Origin of the sequence: Actinomyces radicidentis (assembly GCF_001553565.1) — a bacterium.
In the GTDB taxonomy this organism is placed as follows: Bacteria; Actinomycetota; Actinomycetes; order Actinomycetales; family Actinomycetaceae; genus Actinomyces; species Actinomyces radicidentis.
In genome coordinates this window covers 1,366,119-1,389,763 of record NZ_CP014228.1, presented here as the reverse complement: position 1 = coordinate 1,389,763, position 23,645 = coordinate 1,366,119, and the positions used below count along the sequence as shown (strand labels likewise).

The window sequence follows — 23,645 nt, the reverse complement described above, 5'->3', positions numbered from 1 at the left end:
CCCGCACCGCCGTCGGCGCCCCTGCCCGGCGCACGGTGCCGGTGAGCAGCGAAGATCGGGGCCGGCGTCCTCCTGCGGGGGTCTCCCTGCCCGCCGGGACGCCCGCCCCGATCACTGGAACAAGAGAACACCCCGCGTCTGAGCGGGTGTTGCGCTGACCTGTGCTGAGCCTGTGAGTCGGGCGCAGACCCGCTCAGAGCACCGCGGAGACCAGGCGGCACACGTTGTCGACGTAGCGGCGGTACCAGGGCTCCTTCGCCCACTCCTCCGCGGTCAGCTCGACGCAGGTCTCGCGGTAGACGTCGTCGTTGCGGCGCAGGAGGTCGTCGAGGTCCCCGCCGAAGGCCAGGAGCATGACCTCGTAGTTGAGCCCGAAGGACCGGAAGTCCATGTTGGCGCTCCCGATGACGCCCACCTGGTCGTCGACCGTCATGTACTTGGCGTGGAGGACCGTGGGGGCCGGGTAGCGGTAGATGCGCACGCCCGCGGCGAGCAGCGCCCCGTAGTAGGAGCGCTGGGCGTGGTTGACGATGACGTGGTCGGACTCCTTGCCGACGAAGAGCTCGACGTCGACGCCGCGGTAGGACGCCGAGGTCATCGCGGACAGGAGCGACTCGTCGGGGATGAAGTACGGGCTCGTGATGGAGACCCGCCGCGTCGCGTTCTGGATGAGACCGAGGAACATGCGCAGGTTCGGCTCGGTCGGGTACCCCGGGCCCGAGGGCACGAGCTGCATGGCGTTGACGACGGCGTCGGGCCGTTCGGGCTGCGGGGCGGGGTCCCCGACGACGGCGTCGGCCTCGCCGAGGATCTCGGGCAGGCGCTCGGAGAGGTCGCCGTCGGAGAGGTCGAAGGCCTCGAGCTGCTCGCCGGACTCGAAGTACCAGTCCATGGCGAAGACGGCCTCGGCCTCGATGACGACCTCTCCGGTGACCTCGACGGAGAGGTCGTGCCAGGTGCGTCCGGCGCGGAGGTTGGAGCGCAGCCTGTAGGTCGGGTCGATGACGTTGTGGCTGCCGATGAAGGCGCGGCGGCCGTCGATGGTGAGGATCTTGCGGTGGTTGCGCAGGTCCGGGCGCCGCCAGCGGCCCTGGAGCGGCAGGAGGGGCATCATGAGGTACCACTCGATGCCGGCGTCGTCCCATCGCTTCCCGAGTCTGCGCCAACCGGGGTACTTGCGGGAGCCGAGGTGGTCGACGAGGAGCCGGACGGTGACGCCGCGGGCGGCGGCGCGCTGGAGGGAGGAGTAGAAGACGTCGGTGATCTCGTCCCAGCTCTGGATGTAGAACTCGACGTGGACGTGGTGCTCGGCCTTGTCGATCTCGCGGGCCATGGCCGCGTAGGTCTCGGCCGCGTCGCCGTGGAGGCCGATGGTCTCGCCGGTGACGCAGGGCAGCCCGGTGAGCCGGCGGTTCATCGAGATGATCGAGTCGAGGACGGGCGAGGGGTCCGCGCCCTGCGGGGTGAGCGGCATCCGGGAGGTGAGGCGCAGCGCGGACTCGTTGACGGTGACCTGCTCCTGGTAACGACGCCCGCGCACCCACGGGGAGCCGAGGAGGAGGTAGAGGGGCAGGCCGACGACGGGGAGCAGGAAGATGAGCATGAGCCACGCCGTCGACGACGACGGCCGCCGGTTCTCGGGCACGGTGCCGAGCGCGGCGATCTTGATGAGGTACTCGAGTACCACCCACGTCCGGGTGGCGACCTCGACCCACGTCAGCTCCATGCGGTCATGATGTCACGCGTTGTGCCACGGCCGGACGCCCGCTCGGGGAAGGAGGCGGCGATCCGGCGCGGGTCCCGGGCACGGCGAAGGCCCGACCGGAAATGGATCATCCGGGCGGGCCCTTCGCGTCGAGGCAGCGCCCCGGTTCCCATGCCGGGTGCTGGCACTCCTTCGCCGGGCACTCGGTCCGCATTCCCTTGGCTGCGGCTCCGGGCTCAGTGGCGATCCGTCATCAGCACTCCCCAGTACCTCAGGATCACCGCTGTCCGACGGCACGAAGAAGTATGCCGGTCGATCCTGGGAGAATCCCGTGAACCGCCCTGGGAAGACCCTGGAAACTGCGACCGTGCTCACTCCCGGACGTCTCGCGGCCTCTCAGGCGGACGGCGTCGGGTCGCCGAAGAGGGCCCGGAAGAAGCCGTAGAAGTTCCAGTTGCCCCAGCTCGTGCAGTCGTCACCGCCGTCGGCGGCCGCGGCGTCGGGCTGGTAGGGCGTGTAGTTGTACAGCCCTGCGGTCGCCTCGTTCTGGACGGTGAGCGAGGCGCTGCCGCAGCTCGAGTCCGGCGAGTAGGCGACGTCGGCCGGCTGCCCGGCGACCACCTCGAAGGAGCCCGGCGAGAGGCGGTAGTGCTGGAACAGGCTCGCGGCCCCGTAGACCTGGTTGAAGAAGCCCTCGTACTGCGGGTCGCAGTCCGAGCCGTCGGGGCAGCCGTAGCCGGTGGCGATCTCGTAGTCGGAGGCCGTCAGCTGCGCCCCTGAGGCGGTGAGGAGGCCCTGCTCCTTCTGCAGGAGCGTGAGGAGGACCTGCGGGTTGACGTCGCAGGAGGCGGCGACCTTCGAGACGACGGCGGCGGCGGGCTCGTCCTGGGCGCCCTCGTAGCCGCCGGGGCAGTAGGTGGTCGCGGCGACGTCCGCGGTCGTGAAGGTGGCGTCGGCGAGGCAGGGGGTGCCGCCGCGGCCGGCGCGGCAGCCGGTGTTGACCTTGGCGATGAGGGCGGCGACCTGCTCCTCGTTCATGGTGGTGGCGTCGAAGAAGACGTCGTCGTCGATGATGCGGGTCGCGTCCCAGCCGGTCATGTCGAGCTCGATGGGCACGGGAGCGGTGAGCGTGGGGCTCGCGGTGGCGACGCTCGCGGGCTCCTCCTCATGGAGGACCGCGACGGCGGCCACGCCGACGAGGACGGTCGTGAGGAAGGCGATGAGCAGGATCCGGACGGTGCGACGGCGCTGCTCGCGGACTCGGCGCGCGGAGGCGGACCGCCCGTCGCCGGCGCTGCGGCTCGAGGCGCCGCGAGCGTCCCGGGTTCTCGACGCGCCGCGACCGGCGGCGGCGAGGCGGTCGCCGTGGCCGCGCGCCCCGCCGGCGCGGGCGGTCCGGGGGACGGTGTGCCTCCCGCCTGTGCGGGGCGTCGGGCGCTGTGACATCGCCGTTACTCTGCCACAGGGTGCTCGGGGGCGCCGCCTCGGGCAACGGCGCAGCCGGTACGGGGCTCAGCGGGCGGGCGCGGGCTCGAGCGGCTCGATGGCTCGGTACGAGGAGGCCGCACCCGCGCCCAGCACAGCGGTGGAGCCGGCCCGCATGCCGGCCCCGACCGCCTCGCCCAGCGGGTAGCCCGCGGCCAGCGCCGCCGCCAGGACGCCCACCGAGGCGTCGCCCGCACCCGTCGTGTCGACCACGGGTCCGAGGTCGATCGCCGGGACGGCCCCGGACTCGTCGCCGTCGGTCCACACGGATCCCTGCTTGCCCAGGGTGATGAGCACGGCGGCGGGCCCGCGCCCGATGAGGGTCGCGGCGAGGTCCAGCGCCTCCTGAGGGCCCGCGGGAGCGGGCGCACCGGCGGTCAGGCCGGCCTCGGTCTCGTTGACGACGAGGACGTCGACGTCGGCGAGGACCTCGTCCGCGACGTCGTAGACGGGCGCCAGGTTGAGCACGACGCGAGCGCCTGCGGCCTTGGCCGCGGCGACGGCGGCGGCGTTGGCGGCCGGAGGGACCTCGCCCTGCAGGACGAGCACGTCCCCGGCGCCGAGGCCCTCGACGGCGTCGAGCGCGTCCCCGCCGACCAGGCCGTTGGCGCCCACCTCGAGCACGATCGTGTTCTCCCCGTCCGCGGAGACCGTGATGAAGGCCGTGCCGGTCGTGGTGTCGGCATCGGCCAGGTGGGAGACGTCCACCCCGTGGGAGGCGAGCTCCTCGCGCAGCGCGGCCCCGGAGGCGTCCCCGCCGACCGCACCCACGAAGAGGGTCTCGGCCCCGCCGTGGGCCGCGGCGGCGGCCTGGTTCGCGCCCTTGCCGCCCAGGCGGTGGGTCACCGAGCGCCCCGTGAGGGTCTCGCCCCGCTCGGGCAGGCGGTCGACCTGCACGGTGACGTCCTGGTTGATCGATCCGACGACGATGACGCGTCCCACGAGTGCTCCCTTGCAGCGGTTGGCGGTGCGGGGCCCATCCTCTCACCCTCCGCGCCGTCGGCGCCCTCGGCCGCCCGCCGCTCTCCACAGCCGGCGCCGGCCGGGTGCGCTCACCGGGACCGCCGCGGCTACCCTCGCGGCATGAACCTGCCCGACGTCCTCGACCTGGCGCGCACCCTCATGGTCGAGCACGGCGTCGGGGACTGGGGGCTCGGTCTGGACCGGGCGCGCCGCCGCGCGGGCCAGACCGACCACACCCGTCACCGGATCACGCTGTCCCGCCACCTCATGGCCCTCTACGACGAGGCCGAGGTCCGCGAGACCGTCCTCCACGAGATCGCCCACGCCCGCGTCGGCGCCGCCCACGGCCACGACGCCGTGTGGGCCGCCGAGGCCAGGCGCCTCGGCTCCAACGGTCGGCGTCTCATCGCGGCGGAGGCGCCGCGCGTCGAGGGCCGGTGGACGGGCACCTGCCCGGCGGGGCACACGGTCAACCGGGTGCGGCGCCCGGCCACGCCCCTGTCCTGCTCGCGGTGCGCGCGGCGCTTCAGCCTCGACCACCTGCTCACGTGGACGCGCGACGGCGTCGCGATGGGCCCCGAGGAGATCGGCCCGCGCTACGCGGCGACGCTGCGCCGGGCGCGGCGCGAGGCGGCCCGGCGCCGTTGAGCCGCCGCGCGGCCGTCAGCCCTGCGGGAGGTCGTTGGCGCTGAGCACGCCGCCCACCACGAGGGCGACGACCACGACGACGCCGATGATCTGCCACACGAACAGGGCGCGGGCCCAGTTGCGGCGGGACAGCGACGGCGTGCCGCCGAAGGCGACGACGAGCAGGTAGATGAAGCCGACGACCGGGATCGCGGAGATGAGCTGGGCGAGCATCCAGGAGCCGACGCCGTCGCCGGTCGCGCCGGGGTTCTGGACGGCGACGGGGTAGACGCCGCGGTCGTAGGCGGAGGGGTACTGGCCCGCGGGTGCCTGCGGGACCTGCTGGGGCTCGGGGTTCTGGACGGTCATGGTCTCGCCTTCGGGAGGGGCGCGGCCGGCCGGCCGCGAGGGGTGCGGCCAGGCTAGGCGACGGCGGGCGCCCCGGCTCGTCGGCGCCGTCGGGGACCTCTCGCCCTCCAGGACGAGGACGCGCGCCGCCACTCTCCCCGATGATGGTCGTGCCGACGGCGGCCCCGCCGCGGCGCCCGGCCCGTCCGGGGACGAGCACCGAGAGCCAGGAGGGCCCGCCATGATCGTCACCACCACCCCCACCGTCGAGGGCCACCCCGTCACCCAGTACCTCCGCGTCGTCTGCGGCGAGACGATCGCCGGGGTCAACATGTTCAAGGACATCGGCGCCGGGCTGCGCAACCTGGTCGGCGGCCGCGCCGAGGGCTACGAGCGCGAGCTCATCCAGGCCCGCGAGACCGCGCTGGCGGAGATGGTGCAGCGCGCCGCCGAGCTCGGCGCCGAGGGCGTCGTCGGCGTCGACATCGACTACGAGACGCTCGGCTCGGACAACGGCATGCTCATGGTGACCGCCTCCGGCACCGCCGTCCGCTTCTCCCAGCAGCAGGCTCAGCAGCCCAGCGTCGGTTACTGAGCCGCCGTGCCGGCCGCCGCCGGCAGGGCGGCCGGTGCCGGCGCCGGTACCTGATCGGCGGCCTCCGGCTCCTCGTGGGCGGAGGCCGCGGCCGCGACGCCGCTCGTCCCGCCCTCGGGCCGGCGGCGGGCCCTCATCCGCGCGAGCGCCCCGTGCCGGGGCGCCCCGACCCAGGCGAGGACGAAGCCCGCGGTGAGCACGAGGACGATCGTGCCGCCGGTGGGCACGTCCGCGGACCAGGACAGGTAGAGCCCGAGGACCCCGGCCAGGGAGCCCAGCAGGGGCGCGAGCCAGAGCATCGTCGTGAGCCTGTCCGTGAGGAGCCGCGCCGTCGCCGCCGGGGTGACGAGCAGGGCGAGGACGAGGACGTTCCCGATGGTCTGGACGGCGATGACGACGGAGACCGAGACCGCCACGTAGAGGACGACGTCGAGCGCCAGCACGGGCAGCCCGGCGGCCCGCGCCGTCTCCCTGTCCAGGCTCACCGCGGTGAGCGGCCGGTGCAGGAGCGCGAGGACGGCGAGGACGAGCGCTCCCCCGCCCAGCGCCACCGGAACGTCCGAGGCGGGCACGCCCGTGATGGAGCCGAAGAGGAAGCTCTCCAGGCTGCCCGAGTAGCCGGGCGCCCGGGCGATGACGACGACGCCGAGGGCGAAGGCCCCGACGAAGAGCACCCCGATGACGGAGTCCTCCTTGAGCCGCCGGTTCTGGGAGAGCAGCGCCACGAGGACCGCCGTCGTCACGCCGGCTACCATGCCGCCGACCACGAGGGAGCCGCCCACGAGGAAGGCGACGGCGAGGCCCGGGAAGACGGAGTGGGCGACGGCGTCGCCGATGAAGGCCATGCCGCGCAGGACGACGTGGACGCCGACGACCCCGCACACGACCGCGCAGACGACCGCCATGAGGAGGGCGCGCGGCAGGAAGGCGAGGACGGGGTTGAACAGGTCGTTGAGGAAGTCGATCGGGGTGAGCATCAGGAGACTCCGAGGGCGGCGAGGAGCGGGTTGTCGGGGCGGACGCGGAAGGTGCGGCGCCACGGCTCGGCGTCGCCCAGCTCGGCCGGCGTCCCCGAGGCGACGACCGTCCCGGACACGAGGACGAGGCGGTCGCACTGGGCGCGGGCGGCGATGAGGTCGTGGGTGGTCATGAGGACCGCGCAGCCCTCGTCGGCGAGGAGCCGGAAGAGGTCGCCGAGCATCTCCTGCGTCGGCATGTCCAGGCCCGTGAAGGGCTCGTCGAGGAGCAGCAGCCTGGGGCTGAGGGCCAGGGCCCTGGCGACGAGGACTCGCTGCCTCTGGCCGCCGGAGAGCTCGCCGACAGGGCGGTCGGCGAGGTCCTGGAGGCCCGTGCGGGTCAGGGCGCGCTCGACGGCCCGCTGCTCGGCGAGCCGGGGGCGGCGCAGGAGGCCCAGGCGCAGGGCGACAGCGCCGAGGACGGCGTCGCGCACGCTCACCGGGAAGTCCCAGGCGAGCTCGTGGCGCTGGGGGACGTAGCCGACGCGGGAGGTCGGGTCCGCGGTCCTCACCGTGCCCGCGCACCTCGGGACGAGCCCGAGGACGGAGCGCAGCAGGGTCGTCTTGCCGGCCCCGTTGGGGCCGATGAGGCCGACGAGCTCGCCGGGCCGGACGGCGAGGTCGACGTCGCGCAGCACGGGACGGCCGCCGAGGTCGACGGCGAGGCCGGCGACCTCGAGGACGGGCTCACTCACCGGTCTCCTCCTCGTGGGCCCGGGCGCGCTCGGCGGCGACGACCCGGTGCCGTCGGACGACGAGGACGGCGCCGAGGACGGCCGCGAGCGCGAGGACGCCGATGGTGACGGCGGCCGTGCGCACGCCGGTGGCGCCGTCGTCCGTGCCGTCCGCGGCGTTGCCCGCGCTGCCCGGGGAGGCGGTGGCGACGGCCGTCGAGCCGCTCGTCGGGCTGCCGGTCGCGGCGGCGCTCGGGGCGGCGGGCGCGGCGGCGGCGAGGGCCTCGTCGGTGGAGGTGGCGTCGCCGACCGCGAAGCGCAGGGTCGTCGTCGCGGTCTCGTGCTTCCCGTCCTTGGTGTCGGCGGAGAAGGTGAGGCGTGCCGTGTACACGCCGGGGGCGGTGAAGGCCCAGTTGGCGTGGACGTGGGTGTTGGCGTCGACCCACACGTCCTGGGGGGCGTCCTTCTGGCCGTCGACCAGGAGGAGGGGCTGGCCGAAGGTGCCGTTCTGGAGGAAGAGCCAGCTCTTGCCGGGGCCCTGGACGGGGCCGATGCTCATGGTGGCGCCGCGGTCGACGGCGTCGACGACGCCCGGGTCCTGGGTGTTCCACCCCAGGCAGACGACCTGCTGGTTCTGCGTCTGGGGGATGACGTACCAGCGCTCACCGCCGGAGGCGCCCATGAAGGAGTAGGCCTCGTCGGTGGGGGCGTCCATGAGGGCGGCGTCGCTCACGCGCAGGACGAGCTCGTCCGGGTCGCGCCACACGGGCTCGGAGCCGGAGTCGTCGCGGGCCATGACGCGCCACTTCCCGTCGACGAGGCGGGGGCCGACGTCGACGTGCCCGGCGTCGACGACGGCGGGCCCCTGGGCGGTGGCCTCGTCGCCGGTGACGGTCTGGGCGAGGGCGGGGTCGGGGGCCGGGGTCTCGTCGGCGGCCGCCCGCGGGACGGGCAGAGCCAGGAGGACGAGGGCGACGAGGAGCGCGAGGGACAGGGGGAGGGCGGCGGTCGCGACGGCGACGACGCGCTCGGGGCGGCGCGAGCGGGCGCGGGCCGCCGGTGCGGGGCGGGAGGGGACGGTCATGGGGTCTCCATCGGGTCGGGGCGGGCGGGGGCTGGGTCGGCCGTGGCGGTGGGCGCGGCCGAGGAGGTCGCGGCGGGCGGCGCGGCGCCGGGGCTGTCGGGGTCCCCGCCGAGGCAGCGGGCCAGGGACCGGGCGTTGGCGCGCATCATGTCCTCGTACCCGGGCGCCCGGGCGTCGAGGGTGTCGCCGTACAGGGGGCAGACCTCGACGCCGGACTCCTCGGCGACGGTCCGCAGCGTGGAACGGGTCCTGGCGAGGTTGGGCTCGAGGAAGACGGCGGGGATGCGCAGGTCCTCGAGGGTCGCGGTGAGCCGGATCCGGTCGGCGACGGAGGGCTCGACGCCCGGGTTGGGCGCGACGAAGCCGGCGACCTCGAGGCCGTAGGCGTGGGCGAGGTAGCCGTAGGCGTCGTTCGTCGTGACGAGGCGGCGCCGGCCGGCGGGGATCGTGTCGATGGTGCGGGTGACCTCGGCGTCCAGGGCGTCGAGCCTCGCGAGGTAGGAGTCGGTGTTGGCGCGGTACTCGGCGTCGCCGTCGGGGTCGACGCCGATGAGGGCGTCGCGGATGACGCGGACGTAGGCCTCGGCGTTGTGGACGTCGTGCCACAGGTGCGGGTCGATGTCGCCGTGGACGTGCTTGCCGAGGACCGCCTGCGGCAGGACGTAGACGGGGTCCCCGGGCTTCCCGAGGAAGCGGAAGCCGCTCGTCCCGGGCACCTGGGTGAGGGTCCGTGGCGGGACGGAGAGCACGACGTCGTCGAGTTCGACGGTGCTCGTGCCGGCGGCGTGCGCGGCCGGGTCCTCGTCGGCGCTCACGGGGGTCGCGGCGGCCTTGAGGGCCTCGGGCAGGGAGGAGGCGTCGACGGCGAGGTCCGTGCCGCCGGTCGTGAGGTCGACGGTGACGTCGGCGTGGCCGGCGTCGAGGACGGTGCGGCCCTCGGCGGCGGCGACCTCGTCCCCGCTGACCCCGACGGCGAAGACGGCGGTGGCGGGGCGCAGCTCGCTGGTGGTGCCGTCGGCGGCGTGGAGCCGCGGCGCGAAGGTCACGCGGTAGACGCCGGGCCGGGTGAAGGCCCAGCTCATGTGCTGGTGGGCGTCGGCGGGCAGGACCGTCGTGTCGGGGCCCGGGTCGGCGTCGTCGGAGGCGGGGGTGAGCCCGTCGTCGGTGGAGAAGCCGACCTCGGGGGCGCCGAAGGAGGTGGTGAGGTAGGCGCTCGCGTCGCCGGGTCCCTCCACCTTCGTGGCGGTGAGGTCGATGGTGGAGGAGCGGTTGGCGCCGAGGGCGGCGCCGTCGCCGAGGACGCGCATGCCGAGCCAGATCGTGTCGAGGGAGCGGTCCTCGACGAGCGGCAGGATCGTCGCGCCCTGCTTGGCTGCGGCCTCGGCCACGGAGACGCTCACTGCGGAGGGAGGCAGGTTGGCGTCGAGGGTGCGGATGATGGAGTGCTCCTCGAGGAGCAGGTAGTTGGAGACGGCGAGGTCGGCGTAGGCGACGTCGCGCACGGAGCGCAGGGACGGCTCCCAGGAGTGCGGGTCGGCGCCGTCGGGCACCATCTGCGTGACGGTGGCGCGGTCGCCGGCGACGTGGCGGGTGAGGTCGGCGAGGATGCCCGTCGTGGTGACGACGCGGAGCTCGCCGTCGTGGGCGGGGTCGACGGCGCCGAGCCGGGCGGGCCCGGCGCAGCCCGCCAGGCCCAGGGCGGCGACGGCGAGGGCCGCCGCCGCCCTGGGTCCGACCCGCCGGGGGCGAGTGGTGCGGCAGGAGGTCACTGGCAGGTCACTGCCTCACTGCTCCCGGTGAGCGAGCGTCCGACGGCGTCCGGCGACGAGACCGGCTCCGGCGAGCCCGAGCAGCACGGAGGCCGCGAGCGGGGCGACCGGGTCCGTGCCCGTGTGCGCGAGGTCGCCGAGGTCGCAGGGCCGGCCGTCGGGGGTGCGGCCAACGGTCTCCTCGACCATGGGCAGGCCGTTCGGGCCCTTCTCGCCGGTGGCCTTGAGGCCGCCGGCAGCACGGGCGGCCGCGGAGCCGGGCTCGTGGGCCGAGCCGGCGCCGCTCCCGGAGAGGGAGCCGCCCTTGGGCGTGACGCTCATCGTGACCGTGAGGTGGTAGGTGCCGGGCTGGGTGAAGAGCCAGTTCTGGTGGGCGTGCGTGTTGGCGGGGAGCGTGTAGCTCGAGCCCGCGCCGTCAAAGACGTGCTGGCCGACGCCCGCACCCAGCCCGCCCGCGGCGAAGACCGCGACCTTGCCCGGGCCGTCCACGGAGTCGAGGCGGAAGGAGACCTCACCGGTGGTGCCGTTGACGATCTCCTCGCGCTGGGAGTTCATGCCGAGCCACGGCACCCCGGGGATCTGCGTCGAGGGGATCATCCAGACGGTCGATCCCTCCTTCGCGACGAAGGAGACGTCCTTGGGGGCCTTGAGGGCGGCGGCGTCGCCGAGGGCGAAGGTGAGGGACGCGGGGTCCACCCAGGCCGCCGGCTGGTGGCGGTCGTCCTTGACGCGGGCGACGAGGGCGCCGTCGATGATGGCGGGGCCGAGGTCGAAGTGGCCCTCGGTGGCGTTCCCGGTGGCGCCGGGGCCGACGTTGAGGGTGAGGGTCGTCGTGGCGCTCGTGGCGCTGGACGCCGGGGCGGCGGAGCCGGAGGCGGCCTGGCCGTCCTTCGGTCCCTTGCCGTCCTTGGCGCTGAGGGCGGCGGCCTCCTCCTTGGTGGCCTCACGGGTCACCTTGGTGGGGGTGCACTGGCCCGCTGCGCCGGAGCCGGCCGCGGAGGACGAGCCGGCGGAGCCGTCGGAGGCGGCGCTCTGCGCGCCGGTGGCGCCGGCGGTGGAGCCGGTGGCGCCGGCGCGGGCGGACTCCGCGGCGGCGAGGGCCGCGCCGGGGCCGGCAACGGGGCTCGCGCCCTGCCGGGCGCCGGGGGCGGTGGAGCCCTTGGCGGGGGCCTGGGCCCCGGCGCAGTCGACGTGGCCGACGTCGATCGTGTAGGTGTGCGGAACGGTCGTGGCGGTCGTGCCGTCGGCCTTGGAGGAGCGGGCGGTCACCGTGAGCGTGTACCGGCCGGCCTTGGAGAAGACCCAGTTGACGTGGGTGTGCGCGGGGTAGTCCTGGCGGATCGTGGAGCCGGAGGGCTTGAGCTCGTAGCCGCCGTCGGTGAGGCGCGACTGGACGCCGCCGAGGCCGGCCATGAGGAACATGGAGATCCGACCGCCGTCGGGCCCGGTGTAGCGGACGTCGAGGTCGGTGCGGGAGTAGCCGCCCGCGGCGACGCCCTGGGTGTCCCAGCCGGGCCACAGGAGGGCCGGGTCCTGGGTCTGGGGCAGGAGGTAGCCGGGCTTCCCGGCGCCGGGGACGCCCTCGGGCAGGGCCTTCTGGAGGGCCTGCTCCTTGACCTTGAGGAGGACGGACTCGGGGGCGTGTGTGACGTGGGCGCCGGTGACGTCCTCCTTGAGGGTCATGCTGGTGCGGCCCTTCGCGTCGGAGACGACGTTGAACATGTCGACGTGCCCGGCGTCGATGACGGTGTCGACGCCGTTGGGGGTGCACTGCGCGGCGGTGCCCTTCGCGGCGGGGGCCGTGGTCGGGGCGGGCTTCGCGGGCGCGCTCGGACGCGTCGTGGGACGCGGCTTGAGCGGGAGGACCGGGGTCGCCGTCGTCGACGGCGTCGGCCGGCTGCTGGCCGTCGGTGCCGGGGCGGCGCTCGGGGACGGGGCTGCGGAGGCGCTCGGGGCGGGCTCGGGCTTCGCGGCGGAGCCGAGGCCGTGCTGGGCGAGGTAGCCGGGGCAGGAGGCCTCGATGGCGGCGTTGCCGACCGCGTAGTAGAGGTCGTAGTAGCGGTACTTGTACGCGGGCCAGCCGTCCTTCTCGTCGTAGTTGACGTCGAGGCTGAGGAAGGCGCGGTAGGTGCCGGGCTGGTTGAAGGAGACGCCCACGTGCTTGTGCGTGGGGGTGCGGGCGACGATCTTCAGCTCGGAGTGCTCGGAGTCGAGGAGGCGGCGGATGCCGGTGGCGAGGTCGGAGTCCCAGTAGACGGCGCGGCCGGGGCCCTCGAAGCCGTCGAGGTAGGTGCGCAGCCCGTCCTCGGTGACGTGGGAGAAGTCGAAGCGCTCCGAGCTGAGCCCGAGCCAGACCTCCTTGCGGTCCTGGGCCTCAGGCAGGGACCAGATGCGCTGGCCGTCCTTGCCGAGGGAGCCGAGGGCCTGGTTGCGGGCGTTCAGCGAGAGGGTCTCGGCGTAGGCGTCCGGGACGGGGACGATGACGGACTGGCTCGCGTGGGAGGTGCGCCCGTCGGTGATGGTCACGGAGGGACGGCCCTTGGCCTCACCCGTGCCGTCGTTCGTCGTGGCGACGTCGTAGTGGCCGGGCGCGAGGCACTGCGCGCCGGCGGGGACCTGAGCGTCCTTGCCGCGGGCGCCGGCGTCCTGACCGCCGCCGGGCGTCGGCGCGGGGGCCTCACCGAGCGGGAAGTCCTCCGCGGAGGTCGTGATGGTGTGCGTCGGGGTGGTGCCCTGGGGCAGGCCGACGGCGGAGTCGGGGCCGACGAGCCAGGTGACCGTGTAGTCCGGCGAGGTGACGAGGGTGCCGTCCTTCTTCCGGGCCTGCGCGGTGAGGTGGAGCTGGTAGCGGCCGGGCTTCGTGAAGGACCAGTTGTAGTGGCCGTGACCGCCGGACGGCATGGACAGGGTCCGCTTGTCGGTGGAGGCGGAGTTGAGGAACTCGGTGGGATCGGAGCCGACGGTGCGCCACACGCTCACGGTGCCGGGGCCGTCGACGCCGTCGAGGGTGAGGTAGAGGCTGTCCTTGTCGAAGTCGGCCGGGAGCTCGGAGGCGCCGAGGCCGGTCCAGACGGGGCGCCAGTCGTCGATCTGCTCCTGCGGGGCGTTCCAGAGGATGTCGCCGGGCTTGCCGAGGAAGGACAGGATCCCCGAGGCGGGGACCTTGATCCGCGAGGCCTCGCGGCCGTCGGCGCCGGCGTCGGGGCCGAGGCGGACGGCGACCTCGCTCGCGTCGCGGTAGGTCTGCCCGTCGATGACGCCGATCTCGAAGGTGCCCTTCTTGGCGTTCCAGCGGATGTGGCCGGCGTCGACGTGCTTGTGGTGGAGCAGGTCGGCTCCGGTGACGGGGTCCTTGAGGGCGGTGGAGCCGGTGCCCGGGTCGGCCGGGGTGGTCGGGGCCGCGGACGACGTCGGGGCGGGGGCGCTGCTCGGCTGGGCGCTCGGCTGGGCGCTCGGGGCGGTGGTGGGCTCGGCGCTCGGGGCGGGCGCCGTCGTCGGGGCCGCGGGCGCCGTCGTCGGGGCCGCGGGCGCGGACGGGCTCGCGGCGGGGCTCGGCGAGGCGGAGGCCCCGGGAAGGGAGGCGCAGGGGACGTCGCCGACGTCGATCGTGTAGGTGTGCGCGGAGGTGCTCGACCAGGTGCCGTCGGACTTCTGCGCGCGACCCGTGACGGTGAGCGTGTAGCGGCCGGCCTTGGAGAACGCCCAGTTGACGTGGGTGTGGGCCGCGTAGTCCTGCGGGATGGTGGAGCCGGCCGGGTCGAGGCGGAAGCCGCCGTCGGCGAGGCGCGAGATCGGCTTCGGGGAGAAGCCGTCCATCTGGAACATGGAGATCTCGCCGCCCTCGGGCCCGGTGTAGCTGACGTCGAAGGCGGCCTTGTCGTAGCCGCCGGCGCGCACGTCGAGGGTGTCCCAGCCGGGCCAGAGCAGGTTCATGTCCTGGTTCTGGGGGAGGAACCAGGAGCGCGGCGCGCCGGGGTAACCGGCGGGGACGTCCATGAGGGCCTGGTCCTTGACCTTGAGCACGACGGACTCGGGGGCCCGGTGCGTGTTCAGCTTGGTGACGTCCTCCTTGACGTCCAGGGTGAGGGCGCCCGAGGCGTTCGAGGAGAGGTTGAACATGTCGACGTGCCCGGAGTCCAGGAGCGTGTCCGCGCCGGCGGGCATGCAGGTGCCGGAGACCTCGCGGACGGCCGCGGGGGCGGCGTCGGCGGGGGCCGCGGCGAGCACCGGTGCGACGAGGCCGGTCGCGGACAGGGCGACGATGCTGAGGAGGGACAGGGCGGGTGCGCCGCGGCGACGGCGCCGGGCGGGGCGGGTGTCCGGCGGCGTGGGCGGCCGCTGGAGGGAGGGGACCGGGGTGGTCATCACGAGCCTTCCATCTTCGGTAGTGAGTGTCATTCTCATCTCGGAGTATGACACCACCTTGCGGGAGGGAGAACCAGGGACGTCCGGGTGTGGCCGCCTCAACAGCAGCACACGGGCGCTAGCAGGCGCCCGACAATGGAGCCGCGTCCGCGAGGCCCTTGGTCCCTCGCACCCCTGCGACAATCGGCGCGAGCACGGGACGGCGCGACGAGGCGCCGGTCCCGCCCACCCCGAAGGAAGCAGATGACCGCCACCCAGCCCGTCCACGTCGCCGCCGTCGACCTCGGCGAGGCCTCCGGCCGCGTCATGGTCGGCACCCTCGCCCACGGGCGCATCACGCTGACGGAGACCCGCCGCTTCTCCAACGGCGCGATCCCGCTGCCCACGCGCGAGGGCGAGCGCCTCTTCTGGGACGTCCTGCACCTGTGGAGCGAGATCCGCGAGGGGCTCCTCGCCGCCGTCCGCGACGTCGGCCCCCTCTCCGCCATCGGCATCGACACCTGGGCCGTCGACTACGGCCTCGTCAACGGCGCCGGCACCCTGTCCGCCCAGGTCCACGCCTACCGCTCCGCGCGCACCAGGGGCGTGCCGGAGCAGGTCTTCGCGAGGATCCCAGCGGAGGAGGTCTACGGCGTCAACGGCCTCCAGGTGCAGGACTTCAACACGATGTTCCAGCTCGTGGCCCAGATGCGCGACAACGGCATCCCCCGCAAGGGCAACGGCTCCTACGCGCGCACGATGCTCCTGCTCCCGGACCTCCTGTCCTGCTTCCTCACCGGCGAGCGCGTCGCCGAGGTCACCAACGCCTCGACGACCGGCCTCGTCGACGCCCGCCTGCGCGACTGGTCCCGCCCGCTGCTCACCCGTCTCCACGAGGAGCTCGGACTCGACCTCGACGGGCTCCTCCCCCAGGTCGTCGAGCCGGGCACCGTCATCGGCACGGTCCGCCCCGAGGCCCTCGACGTCTTCGGCCCCGAGGGGAGGCCCACCCCGGTCATCGCCGTCGGCTCCCACGACACCGCCTCCGCCGTCGTCGCCGTGCCGGCCGAGGGCACGGGCTTCGCCTACGTCTCCTGCGGCACCTGGTCGCTGGTGGGTCTCGAGCTCGACGAGCCGGTCCTCACCGAGGCCTCCCGGAAGGCCAACTTCACCAACGAGCTCGGCGTCGACCACACCGTCCGCTACCTCAAGAACGTCATGGGCCTGTGGGTCCTCGACGAGGCCGTGCGCACCTGGAAGCAGCAGGGGCTGGAGCTGAGCTACGAGGAGATCGACGAGGCCGCGGCCGCCGCCGAGCCGCTGCGCACCGTCGTCGACATCAACGACGAGGCCTTCTTCACCCCCGGGGACATGGCCGCCCGCATCGACGACGCGGCCCGCGCCACCGGTCAGCCGATCCCGCGCAGCGTCGGTCAGTACGTCCGCTGCATCAACGACTCGCTCGCCCTGGCCTACCGTCGCGCCGTCCGCGAGGCGGTGCGCCTGTCCGGCGAGAAGGTCGAGGTGCTCCACGTGGTCGGAGGCGGCGTCTCCAACCGCCTCCTGTGCCGGCTCGCCGCCGACGCCACCGGACTGCCGGTCCTCGCCGGCCCGAAGGAGGCCACGGCGCTCGGCAACATGGTCGTCGCGGCCCGCGGGGCCGGGCTCCTCGAGGGCGACCTCGCCGCGCTGCGGAAGGTCGTGCGCGACTCCTCCGGGACCACCCGCTACGAGCCCGACCCGACGGCCGCGGCGGCCTGGGACGCCGTCGAGCGCCGGCTCTTCCCGAGCGCGTGACGCGCGGGGCCGAGCCGGACGGTCGCGGCCGCGAGGCGTCCCAGGACCCCTGAGCGACGCGACGACCACCACGAGCGCATCGGGGCCGGGATCGCCGAGGTGCCGCTCATGGACATGAGCCGCTGCACGCACCTGCTCGCGGGCGCCTTCTGGACGGCGGAGTTCGGCGCCCCGGACGCCCCGGAGCAGTGGGCACTCATGGAGACCCCTCTCCCCCTTCCACGCGCTGCGGCCGGGTCGGCAGTACCCGCCGCCGCTGCTCCCCTCGACGGCGGACGACCGCGTCCACCCTGCGGCACGCCGGTGAAACACCGTCCGCGTAGCGTCGCGGGTATGAGCGAGTCGATCCCCTTCTCCCCCGTGCCCGCCGACGAGGAGGGCGTCATCCACGTCTCCGCCGTCGTCCTCGCCGACGCCGCAGGCCGCGTCCTCCAGGTCCGCAAGACCGGGACCGAGGCCTTCACGTTCCCCGGCGGGAAGCCGGAGGCGGGCGAGACCTACCTGCTGGCCGCGGTCCGCGAGCTCGCCGAGGAGACGGCGCTGACGCTCGCGCCCGCCGACCTCGCCTCCCTCGGGCTGCGCCGCACGAGCGCCGCCAACGAGGATGGCTTCGGTCTCGCCGCCGCCGTCTACGTCGGCCCGGTGCTCGACGACGAGGCCGCCGCGGCGGTCACGGTGCACGACGAGATCGAGGAGCTCGCCTGGGTGGCGCCCGGCGAGGTCGACGACGAGGGCGGGTTCCCGGGCGGGCGGCTCGCACCGCTGTCCGCCGAGGTGCTGCGCGAGCGGGCCTGAGCCCACGGAGCCCGTCCCGGTGCGGCCCCATCGGCACCGCGGACCCGCGGACGGACGCGCCGCCCATCGGGCGATCATCCGCGCGTCCTCTCTGGCGCGCGGCGGGGCTCGCAGGTGAGGATGACCTTATGAGCACCTCCGCCGACCTCGACCGCACCTCCGTCGCCCGCGTCGCCACCGACCGCCCCGCCCGCTACGGCAAGCAGCTCGCGAGCCACATGAGCCACAAGATCACGACCTCCTGGGACGCCGACGCCGCCGTCGGCGAGCTCGTCTTCGACCGCGGCGGGGCCGCGTCCGGCCGCGTCGACCTCAGCACCGAGGACGGCGCCCTCGTTCTCGCGCTCCACGCCCCGGAGTCCGAGCTCGAGCGCCTCGAGCACGTCGCCGGCATCCACCTCGCGCGCTTCGGCGTCGAGGATCAGCTGGCCGTCTCCTGGGTGCGCGACGACGGCAGCGCGGGCACGTCGCAGGGCCCGCTCTCCCCCGAGGAGCTCGCCGAGCTCAAGGCCAAGCGGGAGGCGCGCCTCGCCCGCGAGGCGGCGGAGCAGACCGCTCCGGGCGCCTGAGAAGATCCCACCACCCCAACCCAGCCACCCGGCCACCCGGCCACCATCCACGTCAGGAGAACCCTCATGAGCGCAGCCAGTGACGCCCTCTACTCGGTCGAGGCCCTCGCCACCGGCGACGGCCGCAACGGTCACGTCGCCTCCGCGACGGGCCGGGTCGACACCGACCTCGCCGTCCCGAAGGAGATGGGCGGCTCCGGCGCCGACCTGCCCAACCCCGAGGAGCTCTTCGCAGCCGGTTACGCGGCCTGCTTCCACTCCGCCCTCAAGCTCGTCGCCGGCAAGCGCAAGGCCGACGTCACGGACTCGACCGTCGGCGCCCGCGTCGGCATCAACCCCACGGACGACGGCGGCTTCGGCCTGGCCGTCGACCTCGAGGTCGTCATTCCCGGGCTCCCGCACGACCAGGCCCAGGAGCTCGCCGAGGCCGCCCACCAGGTGTGCCCGTACTCGAACGCGACCCGCGGCAACATCCCGGTGACGGTGACCGTCGCCGAGGACTGAGACCCGCCCGCGGCCCGCAGGGGCCCCGGCACGACGTCGCCGCCGTCCGCCTCACGGGGTGGACGGCGGCGACGCGTCGTCGGGGAGGGACGCCCCTCCTCAGTCCCCGAGGTCGGTGATGTGCCCGGCGGGGTCCTGCACCTTGAGCATGAGGAGCAACCCCATGAGCAGGACCGCCACGATCCCGAGGATCCCCCAGTAGCCGGCGCCGTCGCCGACCACCTGCCTGCCCAGCGCGATGAGGACGCCGTACATGGCGGGCGCCATGAAGGAGACGGCGCGGCCCGTCGTCGCGTAGAGGCCGAAGATCTCCCCCTCGCGCCCCTCGGGGGTGAGGCGTGCCAGGAAGGAGCGGGCGGCGGACTGCGCCGGCCCGACGCAGCCGGACAGGGCCAGGCCCAGGACCCAGAAGACGGTCGGGCCGCCGTCGTGCAGCAGGAAGACGGCGACGCCGGCGACGACGAGGATCGTGAGCGCGCCGAGGATGACGCGCCGCGGTCCGATCCGGTCGTCGAGGCGCCCGGAGGCGATCGTGGCGACGCCGGCGACGACGTTGGCGGCGATGGCGAAGATGATGACGTCGCCGCTGGAGAAGCCGAAGGTCGCCTGTGCGATGATGCCGCCGTAGGTGAAGACGCCGGCGAGCCCGTCGCGGAAGACGGCCGCGGCGAGGAGGAACCACAGCACCTCCGGGTGGGAGCGCTGCAGCGCCACGAGGGTGCGCCACAGGCGCTTGTAGGAGGCCCAGAGCGACTCCTCACGGATGATCCCGGCACCCGGTTCGACGTCCGACGGCGGCTCGTCCTCGAGCTCGGCGCGTCCGCGCTCGAGGTCGCGGTCCCGCTCGGCCTCGGCGGCGAGGGCGCGGCGGCGCCGGCGCGCCCCGGCACCGGACTGCGTGATGAGGACGGGCAGCGCGAAGAGCCCGAACCAGGCGGCGGAGATGAGCATGGAGACGCGGACGTTGAGGCCGTCCTCGCTCGTCACCCCGAACCAGCCGACCTCGGGGTTGATGAAGCCGACGAAGAGGATGAGGAGCAGGACGATGCCGCCGAGGTAGCCCATGCCCCATCCCAGGCCGGAGACGGCGCCGACCCGGTCCTTGGTGGTGAGGCCGGAGAGCAGTCCGTTGTAGTTGACGGAGGCGAGCTCGAAGAAGACGTTGCCGACGCCGAGCAGGATGATGCCGAGCCACAGGTAGCGGGGCTCGGGGCGCACGAGGAAGAGCGCGGCGGAGACGCCGACGACGACGGCCGTGTAGGCGCCGAGCCAGAAGACGGTGCGGCCGGCGCGGTCGGCGCGCTGCCCGGTGACGGGCGCGAGCAGGGCGATGAGGACGCCCGCGACGGTGAGGCCGAGGGAGAGGGCCGACTGGTTGTCCGTCTTGTCGCCGAAGGAGGAGCCGGTGAGGTAGACGGTGAAGACGAAGGTCGTGATGACGGCGTTGAAGGCCGAGGAGCCCCAGTCCCACAGGCCCCAGGCGATGACGGGGCGGGTGAGGAGGCGTCCGCGGGGGCGGTTCTGGGCGGCGGGGGCGACGGCGGCGTCGCGGGAGGCCCGAGGGGAGGGGGTCATGCCGGTGAGCCTACGGCCGGGCGGGTGGCCGGACGGTGACGACGGGGCCACGGATCGGCGGCAGCGCTCCCCATGGCGAGCCGCCCCGGGGCGGTACTGGAACGGCTCGCGGGCGGACCGGGGCGAAACGGGGAGGCCGACCCCGGTGAGGGGACGACGACGCCCGCGCCACCGGGGTGGTGGCGCGGGCGTCGGCTCAGTGCGTGGGGCGGGCGGCTCAGGCCGCGGCGCCGGAGGCGAGGACCTCGTCGAGCTTCTCCTCGGCCTGCTCCTCCTCGGTCTTCTGCGCGAGCGCGAGCTCGGAGACGAGGATCTGACGGGCCTTGGAGAGCATGCGCTTCTCACCGGCGGACAGGCCCCGGTCGGTGTCTCGACGGGACAGGTCGCGGACGACCTCGGCCACCTTGATGACGTCGCCGGAGGCGATCTTCTCCTGGTTGGCCTTGAAGCGGCGCGACCAGTTGGTGGGCTCCTCGGTGAGGGGGGCGCGGAGGACGTCGAAGACCTTCTCCAGACCCTTCTCGTCGACGACGTCGCGGACGCCGATGAGTTCGACGCTCTCGGCGGGGACGAGGATCGTCAGGTCGCCCTGGGCGACCTCGAGCTGCAGGTAGGTCTTCTCCTCGCCGCGCACCTTGCGCTGACGGATGTCGATGATCCGGGCGGCTCCGTGGTGGGGGTAGACGACGGTCTCGCCAACTTCGAAGGTCATCAGTGAGGTCACTCCAGTCCTATGGGAAGGCACCCAGTTTATCAAGGAATCCTGCGGATGGGCCGGGGAGTTTCCTCACAACGGACTGGTACCGTCCCCGCGGCACCCGTGCGCCCGGCGTCGCCGTCGGCCGAGGGAGGGCCCGTCAGGCGGGGGTGACGAGCTTGTAGCCGAGGCCGCGCACCGTCGTGAGGAGGGTCGGGCTGGAGGGCTCGACCTCGACCTTGGCGCGGATGCGCTTGACGTGGACGTCGAGGGTCTTGGTGTCCCCGACGTAGTCGGCGCCCCAGACGCGGTCGATGATCTGGCCACGGGTGAGGACGCGGTCGGGGTTGCGCAGGAAGAGCTCGAGGAGCTCGAACTCGCGCAGCGGCATCTGGATGGGCTCGCCGTCGACCGTGACCTCGTGGCGCTCGACGTCCATCGAGACGCGGCCGGCACCGAGGAGCGTCTCGGCGGGCTCCTCCTCGTGGGTGCGGCGCAGGACGGCGTGCACGCGGGCGATGAGCTCGCGGTACGAGTACGGCTTGGTGACGTAGTCGTCGGCGCCGATCTCGAGGCCGACGATCTTGTCGACCTCGGAGTCCTTGGCGGTGAGCATGATGACCGGGACGTTGGAGCCGCGGCGGATGCGGCGGCACACCTCAGTCCCGGACAGGCGCGGGAGCATGAGGTCGAGCAGGACGAGGTCGATGGCGCCGCCCTCGGAGGACCCGGCGCTCTCGAAGGCGTCCACCGCGACCTGGCCGTCCTCCGCCTCGATGACGTCGAAGCCGTCGCGGCGCAGGTTGAAGGCGAGGGGCTCGCGGTAGTTCTCCTCGTCCTCGACGAGCAGGATGCGGGTCATCGGGTGCTTCCTTCCACGGTGCTGGGCTGGGAGGGGGACGCGGCGAGCGCGCCGACGGGGACGCCGTCGGCGCGGACGGGGGCGGAGGCGTCCGCCCCGCCCGCGGCGGTCCCGGGGGCGTCCTGGGACTCCGGCACGCGGAGCCGGGGCAGGACGAGGGTGAAGGTGGAGCCGCGGCCGGGGGTCGACCACAGCTCGACGGTTCCGCCGTGGTCGGCGGCGACGTGCTTGACGATCGACAGGCCCAGGCCCGTGCCGCCGGTGGCGCGCGAGCGGGCCTTGTCGACGCGGTAGAAGCGCTCGAAGACGCGCTCCTGGTCCTCCTTGGCGATGCCGATGCCCTGGTCGACGACGGCGATGCGCACGAGGTCGGCGTCCTTGGGGTCGACGCTCACGCCGACGCTCACGCGCGTGCGCGGGCCGGAGTAGCGGATGGCGTTGCCGAGCAGGTTGCGAACGGCGGTGGCGATGAGGGCGGAGTCGCCGCGGACGTGCAGGCCCTTCGTGCCGCCGGAGACGACGGTGATGCCGCCGGCCTCGGCCTCGACGCGGACCCGGTCGACGGACTCGGCGACGACGGCGTCGATGTCGACGTCCTCGGGGCTGGCCAGTGCGTCGCCCTCCTGGAGGCGGGACAGCTCGATGATCTCCTGGACGAGGACGCCGAGACGGTCCGACTCCTTGTGCATGCGTCCGGCGAAGTCGCGGACGAAGTCGGCGTCGTCGGCGTTGGACTCGATGGTCTCCGCGAGCAGGCTGATGGCGCCGACCGGCGTCTTGAGCTCGTGGGAGATGTTGGCGACGAAGTCGCGGCGGGTGTCCTCGAGGCGCTTCTCCGCCGTGCGGTCCTCGAGTAGGATGAGGATCCGTCCGTGGCCGATGCCGGCGACGCGCACGTGCAGGTAGAACTGGCCGGCGCCGATGACGCGTCCGCGGGCGACGGCGAGGTCGGCGTCCTCGGCGACGCCGGAGGCGCGCACGCGGGTGACCATCGCGGCGACCTGGGGCTCCTTGACGGAGTCGTCGCGGACGATGTTGTAGGTGTAGGCGCTGGCCGAGGCGCGCAGGACCTCGTCGTCCTCGTCGAGGACGACGACGGTGGAGCGCAGGGCCGCGAGCACGGGGATGGCGCCGTCGTCGCCCATGAGGCCGGTGACGGCGGGGGCGGCCGAGCGGCGCCGGTGGCGCTCGCCCAGACCGAAGGCGAGGCCCGCCGCGGTGCCGACGGCGACACCCACGAGGGCGACGACGATCAGCAGCCAGGTGGTTCCCACGCGGGACACACTAGGTCGTGCGGACCGCGCAGAGCGAGCCCGGATGGCCCAGAATGGCCAGCGTTCACCGACCATGTCCGCTCGCGACGCCGGGTGTTCACCTTGGTCCCCCATGCTGAGGCCGTCATGCGGCCTGAGCAGGCCCGTGCGGCGCCCGGGACCCGGCAGGAGGCCGCGCGCCGTGCACCGCCGGGCAGGACACCGAATCCCACCAGTCAGGAGCCGCCCCGTGCGCGACATCTTCAACCAGGAGCTCAAGCAGCTGGGCTCCGACCTCGAGACCATGTCCTCGCAGGTCGCCACCGCCATCGAGCGCGCGGCCGAGTCCCTCCGCAACGGCGACATCATCGTCGCCGAGCAGGTCATCGACGCCGACGAGCGCATCAACGACCTCCAGCGGGACATCGACGACCTGTGCGTCATGCTCCTGGCCCGCCAGCAGCCGGTCGCCTCGGACCTCCGCAACGTCATCTCCGCGCTGCGCATGGCCCAGACCCTCGAGCGCCAGGGCGACCTCGCCCGCCACGTCGCCTCCATCGCGCGGGGCCGTTACCCCGAGCCGCCGGTCCCCGAGCCCGTCCTCGGCCTCATCCTCGAGATGGCCGACCTCGCCGTGAAGGCGGGCCGCGACGTCGCCGAGCTCGTCCGCACCCGCGACCTCGACCTCGCCCAGCGCATCCAGGCCAACGACTCGGGTCTGGACGAGCTCCACCGCCGCTCCTTCCAGATGATCCTCGACCCGGCGAACGAGCTCAGCCGCCAGCAGGTCGTCGACGCCGTCCTCATGGGCCGCTTCCTCGAGCGCTTCGGCGACCACTCCACCTCGGTGGCCCGTCGCATGGCCTACCTCGTCTCCGGCACGCAGGTGCCCGGGACGCACGACGCCGAGGACGCCGACGCGCTCCACTGAGCGCCCGTCCGTGCAGGGAGAGCCGCCCCGCCGCCCGCTCCGGGCCGCGGGG

Annotated in this window: 20 protein-coding genes; 7 read left to right on the top strand and 13 right to left on the bottom strand. The window is 74.0% G+C overall.

The features are described from left to right. Positions 1-193: 193 nt before the first annotated feature. From AXF14_RS05810 to AXF14_RS05800, 3 genes are all read right to left on the bottom strand, one after another. The gene (locus AXF14_RS05810) at positions 194-1,726 is read right to left on the bottom strand and encodes a phospholipase D-like domain-containing protein (RefSeq protein WP_067941602.1); all 1,533 of its coding nucleotides are present in this window, start codon (positions 1,724-1,726) and stop codon (positions 194-196) included. Positions 1,727-2,101: 375 nt separating this feature from the next. Next, positions 2,102-3,151 (bottom strand): hypothetical protein, encoded by a 1,050-nt coding sequence (locus tag AXF14_RS05805; protein ID WP_236756055.1) that lies wholly within the window; start codon positions 3,149-3,151, stop codon positions 2,102-2,104. Between the two features lie 66 nt (positions 3,152-3,217). Next, positions 3,218-4,132, bottom strand: coding sequence for a PfkB family carbohydrate kinase (locus tag AXF14_RS05800; protein ID WP_067941600.1), 915 nt, complete (start codon positions 4,130-4,132; stop codon positions 3,218-3,220). Between the two features lie 141 nt (positions 4,133-4,273). On the opposite strand from AXF14_RS05800, the gene AXF14_RS05795 reads away from it, so the two are divergent. Beyond that, on the top strand, positions 4,274-4,801 hold the full coding sequence (locus AXF14_RS05795; RefSeq protein ID WP_067941598.1) for a SprT-like domain-containing protein: 528 nt from the start codon (positions 4,274-4,276) through the stop codon (positions 4,799-4,801). A 15-nt stretch (positions 4,802-4,816) separates the two neighbouring features. On the opposite strand, the gene AXF14_RS14430 is transcribed toward AXF14_RS05795, so the two are convergent. Beyond that, a complete protein-coding gene (locus AXF14_RS14430) occupies positions 4,817-5,149 on the bottom strand; it encodes a hypothetical protein (RefSeq protein WP_236756053.1) in 333 nt (110 codons plus the stop codon). 220 nt (positions 5,150-5,369) lie between these two features. On the opposite strand from AXF14_RS14430, the gene AXF14_RS05785 reads away from it, so the two are divergent. Then, on the top strand, positions 5,370-5,723 hold the full coding sequence (locus AXF14_RS05785; RefSeq protein ID WP_067941596.1) for a heavy metal-binding domain-containing protein: 354 nt from the start codon (positions 5,370-5,372) through the stop codon (positions 5,721-5,723). Here the strand turns inward: AXF14_RS05785 and AXF14_RS05780 are convergent. The 5 genes from AXF14_RS05780 to AXF14_RS05760 are packed head-to-tail and all read right to left on the bottom strand — an operon-like array spanning position 5,717 to position 14,631. Beyond that, positions 5,717-6,700, bottom strand: a complete 984-nt coding sequence (locus AXF14_RS05780) for an anchored repeat-type ABC transporter permease subunit (protein WP_084355391.1) — start codon at positions 6,698-6,700, stop codon at positions 5,717-5,719. The genes AXF14_RS05785 and AXF14_RS05780 overlap by 7 nt on opposite strands. Then, positions 6,700-7,434: an anchored repeat-type ABC transporter ATP-binding subunit gene (locus AXF14_RS05775; RefSeq protein ID WP_067941594.1), complete on the bottom strand. Its 735-nt coding sequence runs from the start codon at positions 7,432-7,434 to the stop codon at positions 6,700-6,702. Before AXF14_RS05775 ends, AXF14_RS05780 begins: the two co-directional genes overlap by 1 nt. After that, positions 7,427-8,497, bottom strand: a complete 1,071-nt coding sequence (locus AXF14_RS05770; protein WP_067941592.1) for a choice-of-anchor M domain-containing protein — start codon at positions 8,495-8,497, stop codon at positions 7,427-7,429. Before AXF14_RS05770 ends, AXF14_RS05775 begins: the two co-directional genes overlap by 8 nt. After that, positions 8,494-10,266, bottom strand: a complete 1,773-nt coding sequence (locus AXF14_RS05765; RefSeq protein WP_084355390.1) for an anchored repeat ABC transporter, substrate-binding protein — start codon at positions 10,264-10,266, stop codon at positions 8,494-8,496. Before AXF14_RS05765 ends, AXF14_RS05770 begins: the two co-directional genes overlap by 4 nt. Before the next feature lie 15 nt (positions 10,267-10,281). Beyond that, a complete protein-coding gene (locus AXF14_RS05760) occupies positions 10,282-14,631 on the bottom strand; it encodes a TIGR03773 family transporter-associated surface protein (protein WP_067941590.1) in 4,350 nt (1,449 codons plus the stop codon). A gap of 243 nt (positions 14,632-14,874) precedes the next feature. Between AXF14_RS05760 and AXF14_RS05755 the strand changes: the two genes are divergently transcribed. The 4 genes from AXF14_RS05755 (at position 14,875) to AXF14_RS05735 (ending at position 18,275) form a co-directional block, all read left to right on the top strand. After that, on the top strand, positions 14,875-16,407 hold the full coding sequence (locus AXF14_RS05755) for a rhamnulokinase (RefSeq protein ID WP_067941588.1): 1,533 nt from the start codon (positions 14,875-14,877) through the stop codon (positions 16,405-16,407). Between the two features lie 333 nt (positions 16,408-16,740). Next, the gene (locus AXF14_RS05745) at positions 16,741-17,202 is read left to right on the top strand and encodes an NUDIX hydrolase (protein WP_067941584.1); all 462 of its coding nucleotides are present in this window, start codon (positions 16,741-16,743) and stop codon (positions 17,200-17,202) included. A gap of 128 nt (positions 17,203-17,330) precedes the next feature. Continuing rightward, positions 17,331-17,771, top strand: coding sequence for a DUF2218 domain-containing protein (locus AXF14_RS05740; RefSeq protein WP_067941582.1), 441 nt, complete (start codon positions 17,331-17,333; stop codon positions 17,769-17,771). A gap of 66 nt (positions 17,772-17,837) precedes the next feature. Then, on the top strand, positions 17,838-18,275 hold the full coding sequence (locus AXF14_RS05735; RefSeq protein ID WP_067941580.1) for an organic hydroperoxide resistance protein: 438 nt from the start codon (positions 17,838-17,840) through the stop codon (positions 18,273-18,275). A gap of 99 nt (positions 18,276-18,374) precedes the next feature. Here the strand turns inward: AXF14_RS05735 and AXF14_RS05730 are convergent, their stop codons facing one another. From AXF14_RS05730 to AXF14_RS05715, 4 genes are all read right to left on the bottom strand, one after another. Further along, positions 18,375-19,850 (bottom strand): MFS transporter, encoded by a 1,476-nt coding sequence (locus tag AXF14_RS05730; protein WP_067941578.1) that lies wholly within the window; start codon positions 19,848-19,850, stop codon positions 18,375-18,377. 217 nt (positions 19,851-20,067) lie between these two features. Continuing rightward, positions 20,068-20,562, bottom strand: coding sequence for a CarD family transcriptional regulator (locus AXF14_RS05725; protein WP_067941576.1), 495 nt, complete (start codon positions 20,560-20,562; stop codon positions 20,068-20,070). A gap of 145 nt (positions 20,563-20,707) precedes the next feature. Then, positions 20,708-21,409, bottom strand: coding sequence for a response regulator transcription factor (locus tag AXF14_RS05720; protein ID WP_067941574.1), 702 nt, complete (start codon positions 21,407-21,409; stop codon positions 20,708-20,710). Beyond that, complete coding sequence (locus tag AXF14_RS05715) at positions 21,406-22,683, bottom strand: sensor histidine kinase (protein ID WP_084355650.1); 1,278 nt, start codon at positions 22,681-22,683, stop codon at positions 21,406-21,408. Before AXF14_RS05715 ends, AXF14_RS05720 begins: the two co-directional genes overlap by 4 nt. A 229-nt stretch (positions 22,684-22,912) precedes the next feature. Here AXF14_RS05715 and phoU point away from each other — a divergent pair, with 229 nt between their 5' ends. Next, positions 22,913-23,593 carry a phosphate signaling complex protein PhoU gene (gene phoU / locus AXF14_RS05710; protein WP_067941572.1) on the top strand — a complete coding sequence of 227 codons (681 nt, stop codon included), beginning with the start codon at positions 22,913-22,915 and terminating at the stop codon, positions 23,591-23,593. Positions 23,594-23,645: the final 52 nt, after the last annotated feature.

Bases quoted from the DNA above. Each gene is read 5' to 3' on its own strand.
- AXF14_RS05810 (WP_067941602.1), bottom strand. From the start codon at position 1,726: ATGGAGCTGACGTGGGTCGAGGTCGCCACCCGGACGTGGGTGGTACTC.
- AXF14_RS05805 (WP_236756055.1), bottom strand. From the start codon at position 3,151: ATGTCACAGCGCCCGACGCCCCGCACAGGCGGGAGGCACACCGTCCCC.
- AXF14_RS05795 (WP_067941598.1), top strand. From the start codon at position 4,274: ATGAACCTGCCCGACGTCCTCGACCTGGCGCGCACCCTCATGGTCGAG.
- AXF14_RS14430 (WP_236756053.1), bottom strand. From the start codon at position 5,149: ATGACCGTCCAGAACCCCGAGCCCCAGCAGGTCCCGCAGGCACCCGCG.
- AXF14_RS05785 (WP_067941596.1), top strand. From the start codon at position 5,370: ATGATCGTCACCACCACCCCCACCGTCGAGGGCCACCCCGTCACCCAG.
- AXF14_RS05780 (WP_084355391.1), bottom strand. From the start codon at position 6,700: ATGCTCACCCCGATCGACTTCCTCAACGACCTGTTCAACCCCGTCCTC.
- AXF14_RS05770 (WP_067941592.1), bottom strand. From the start codon at position 8,497: ATGACCGTCCCCTCCCGCCCCGCACCGGCGGCCCGCGCCCGCTCGCGC.
- AXF14_RS05760 (WP_067941590.1), bottom strand. From the start codon at position 14,631: ATGACCACCCCGGTCCCCTCCCTCCAGCGGCCGCCCACGCCGCCGGAC.
- AXF14_RS05755 (WP_067941588.1), top strand. From the start codon at position 14,875: ATGACCGCCACCCAGCCCGTCCACGTCGCCGCCGTCGACCTCGGCGAG.
- AXF14_RS05745 (WP_067941584.1), top strand. From the start codon at position 16,741: ATGAGCGAGTCGATCCCCTTCTCCCCCGTGCCCGCCGACGAGGAGGGC.
- AXF14_RS05740 (WP_067941582.1), top strand. From the start codon at position 17,331: ATGAGCACCTCCGCCGACCTCGACCGCACCTCCGTCGCCCGCGTCGCC.
- AXF14_RS05735 (WP_067941580.1), top strand. From the start codon at position 17,838: ATGAGCGCAGCCAGTGACGCCCTCTACTCGGTCGAGGCCCTCGCCACC.
- AXF14_RS05730 (WP_067941578.1), bottom strand. From the start codon at position 19,850: ATGACCCCCTCCCCTCGGGCCTCCCGCGACGCCGCCGTCGCCCCCGCC.
- AXF14_RS05725 (WP_067941576.1), bottom strand. From the start codon at position 20,562: ATGACCTTCGAAGTTGGCGAGACCGTCGTCTACCCCCACCACGGAGCC.
- AXF14_RS05720 (WP_067941574.1), bottom strand. From the start codon at position 21,409: ATGACCCGCATCCTGCTCGTCGAGGACGAGGAGAACTACCGCGAGCCC.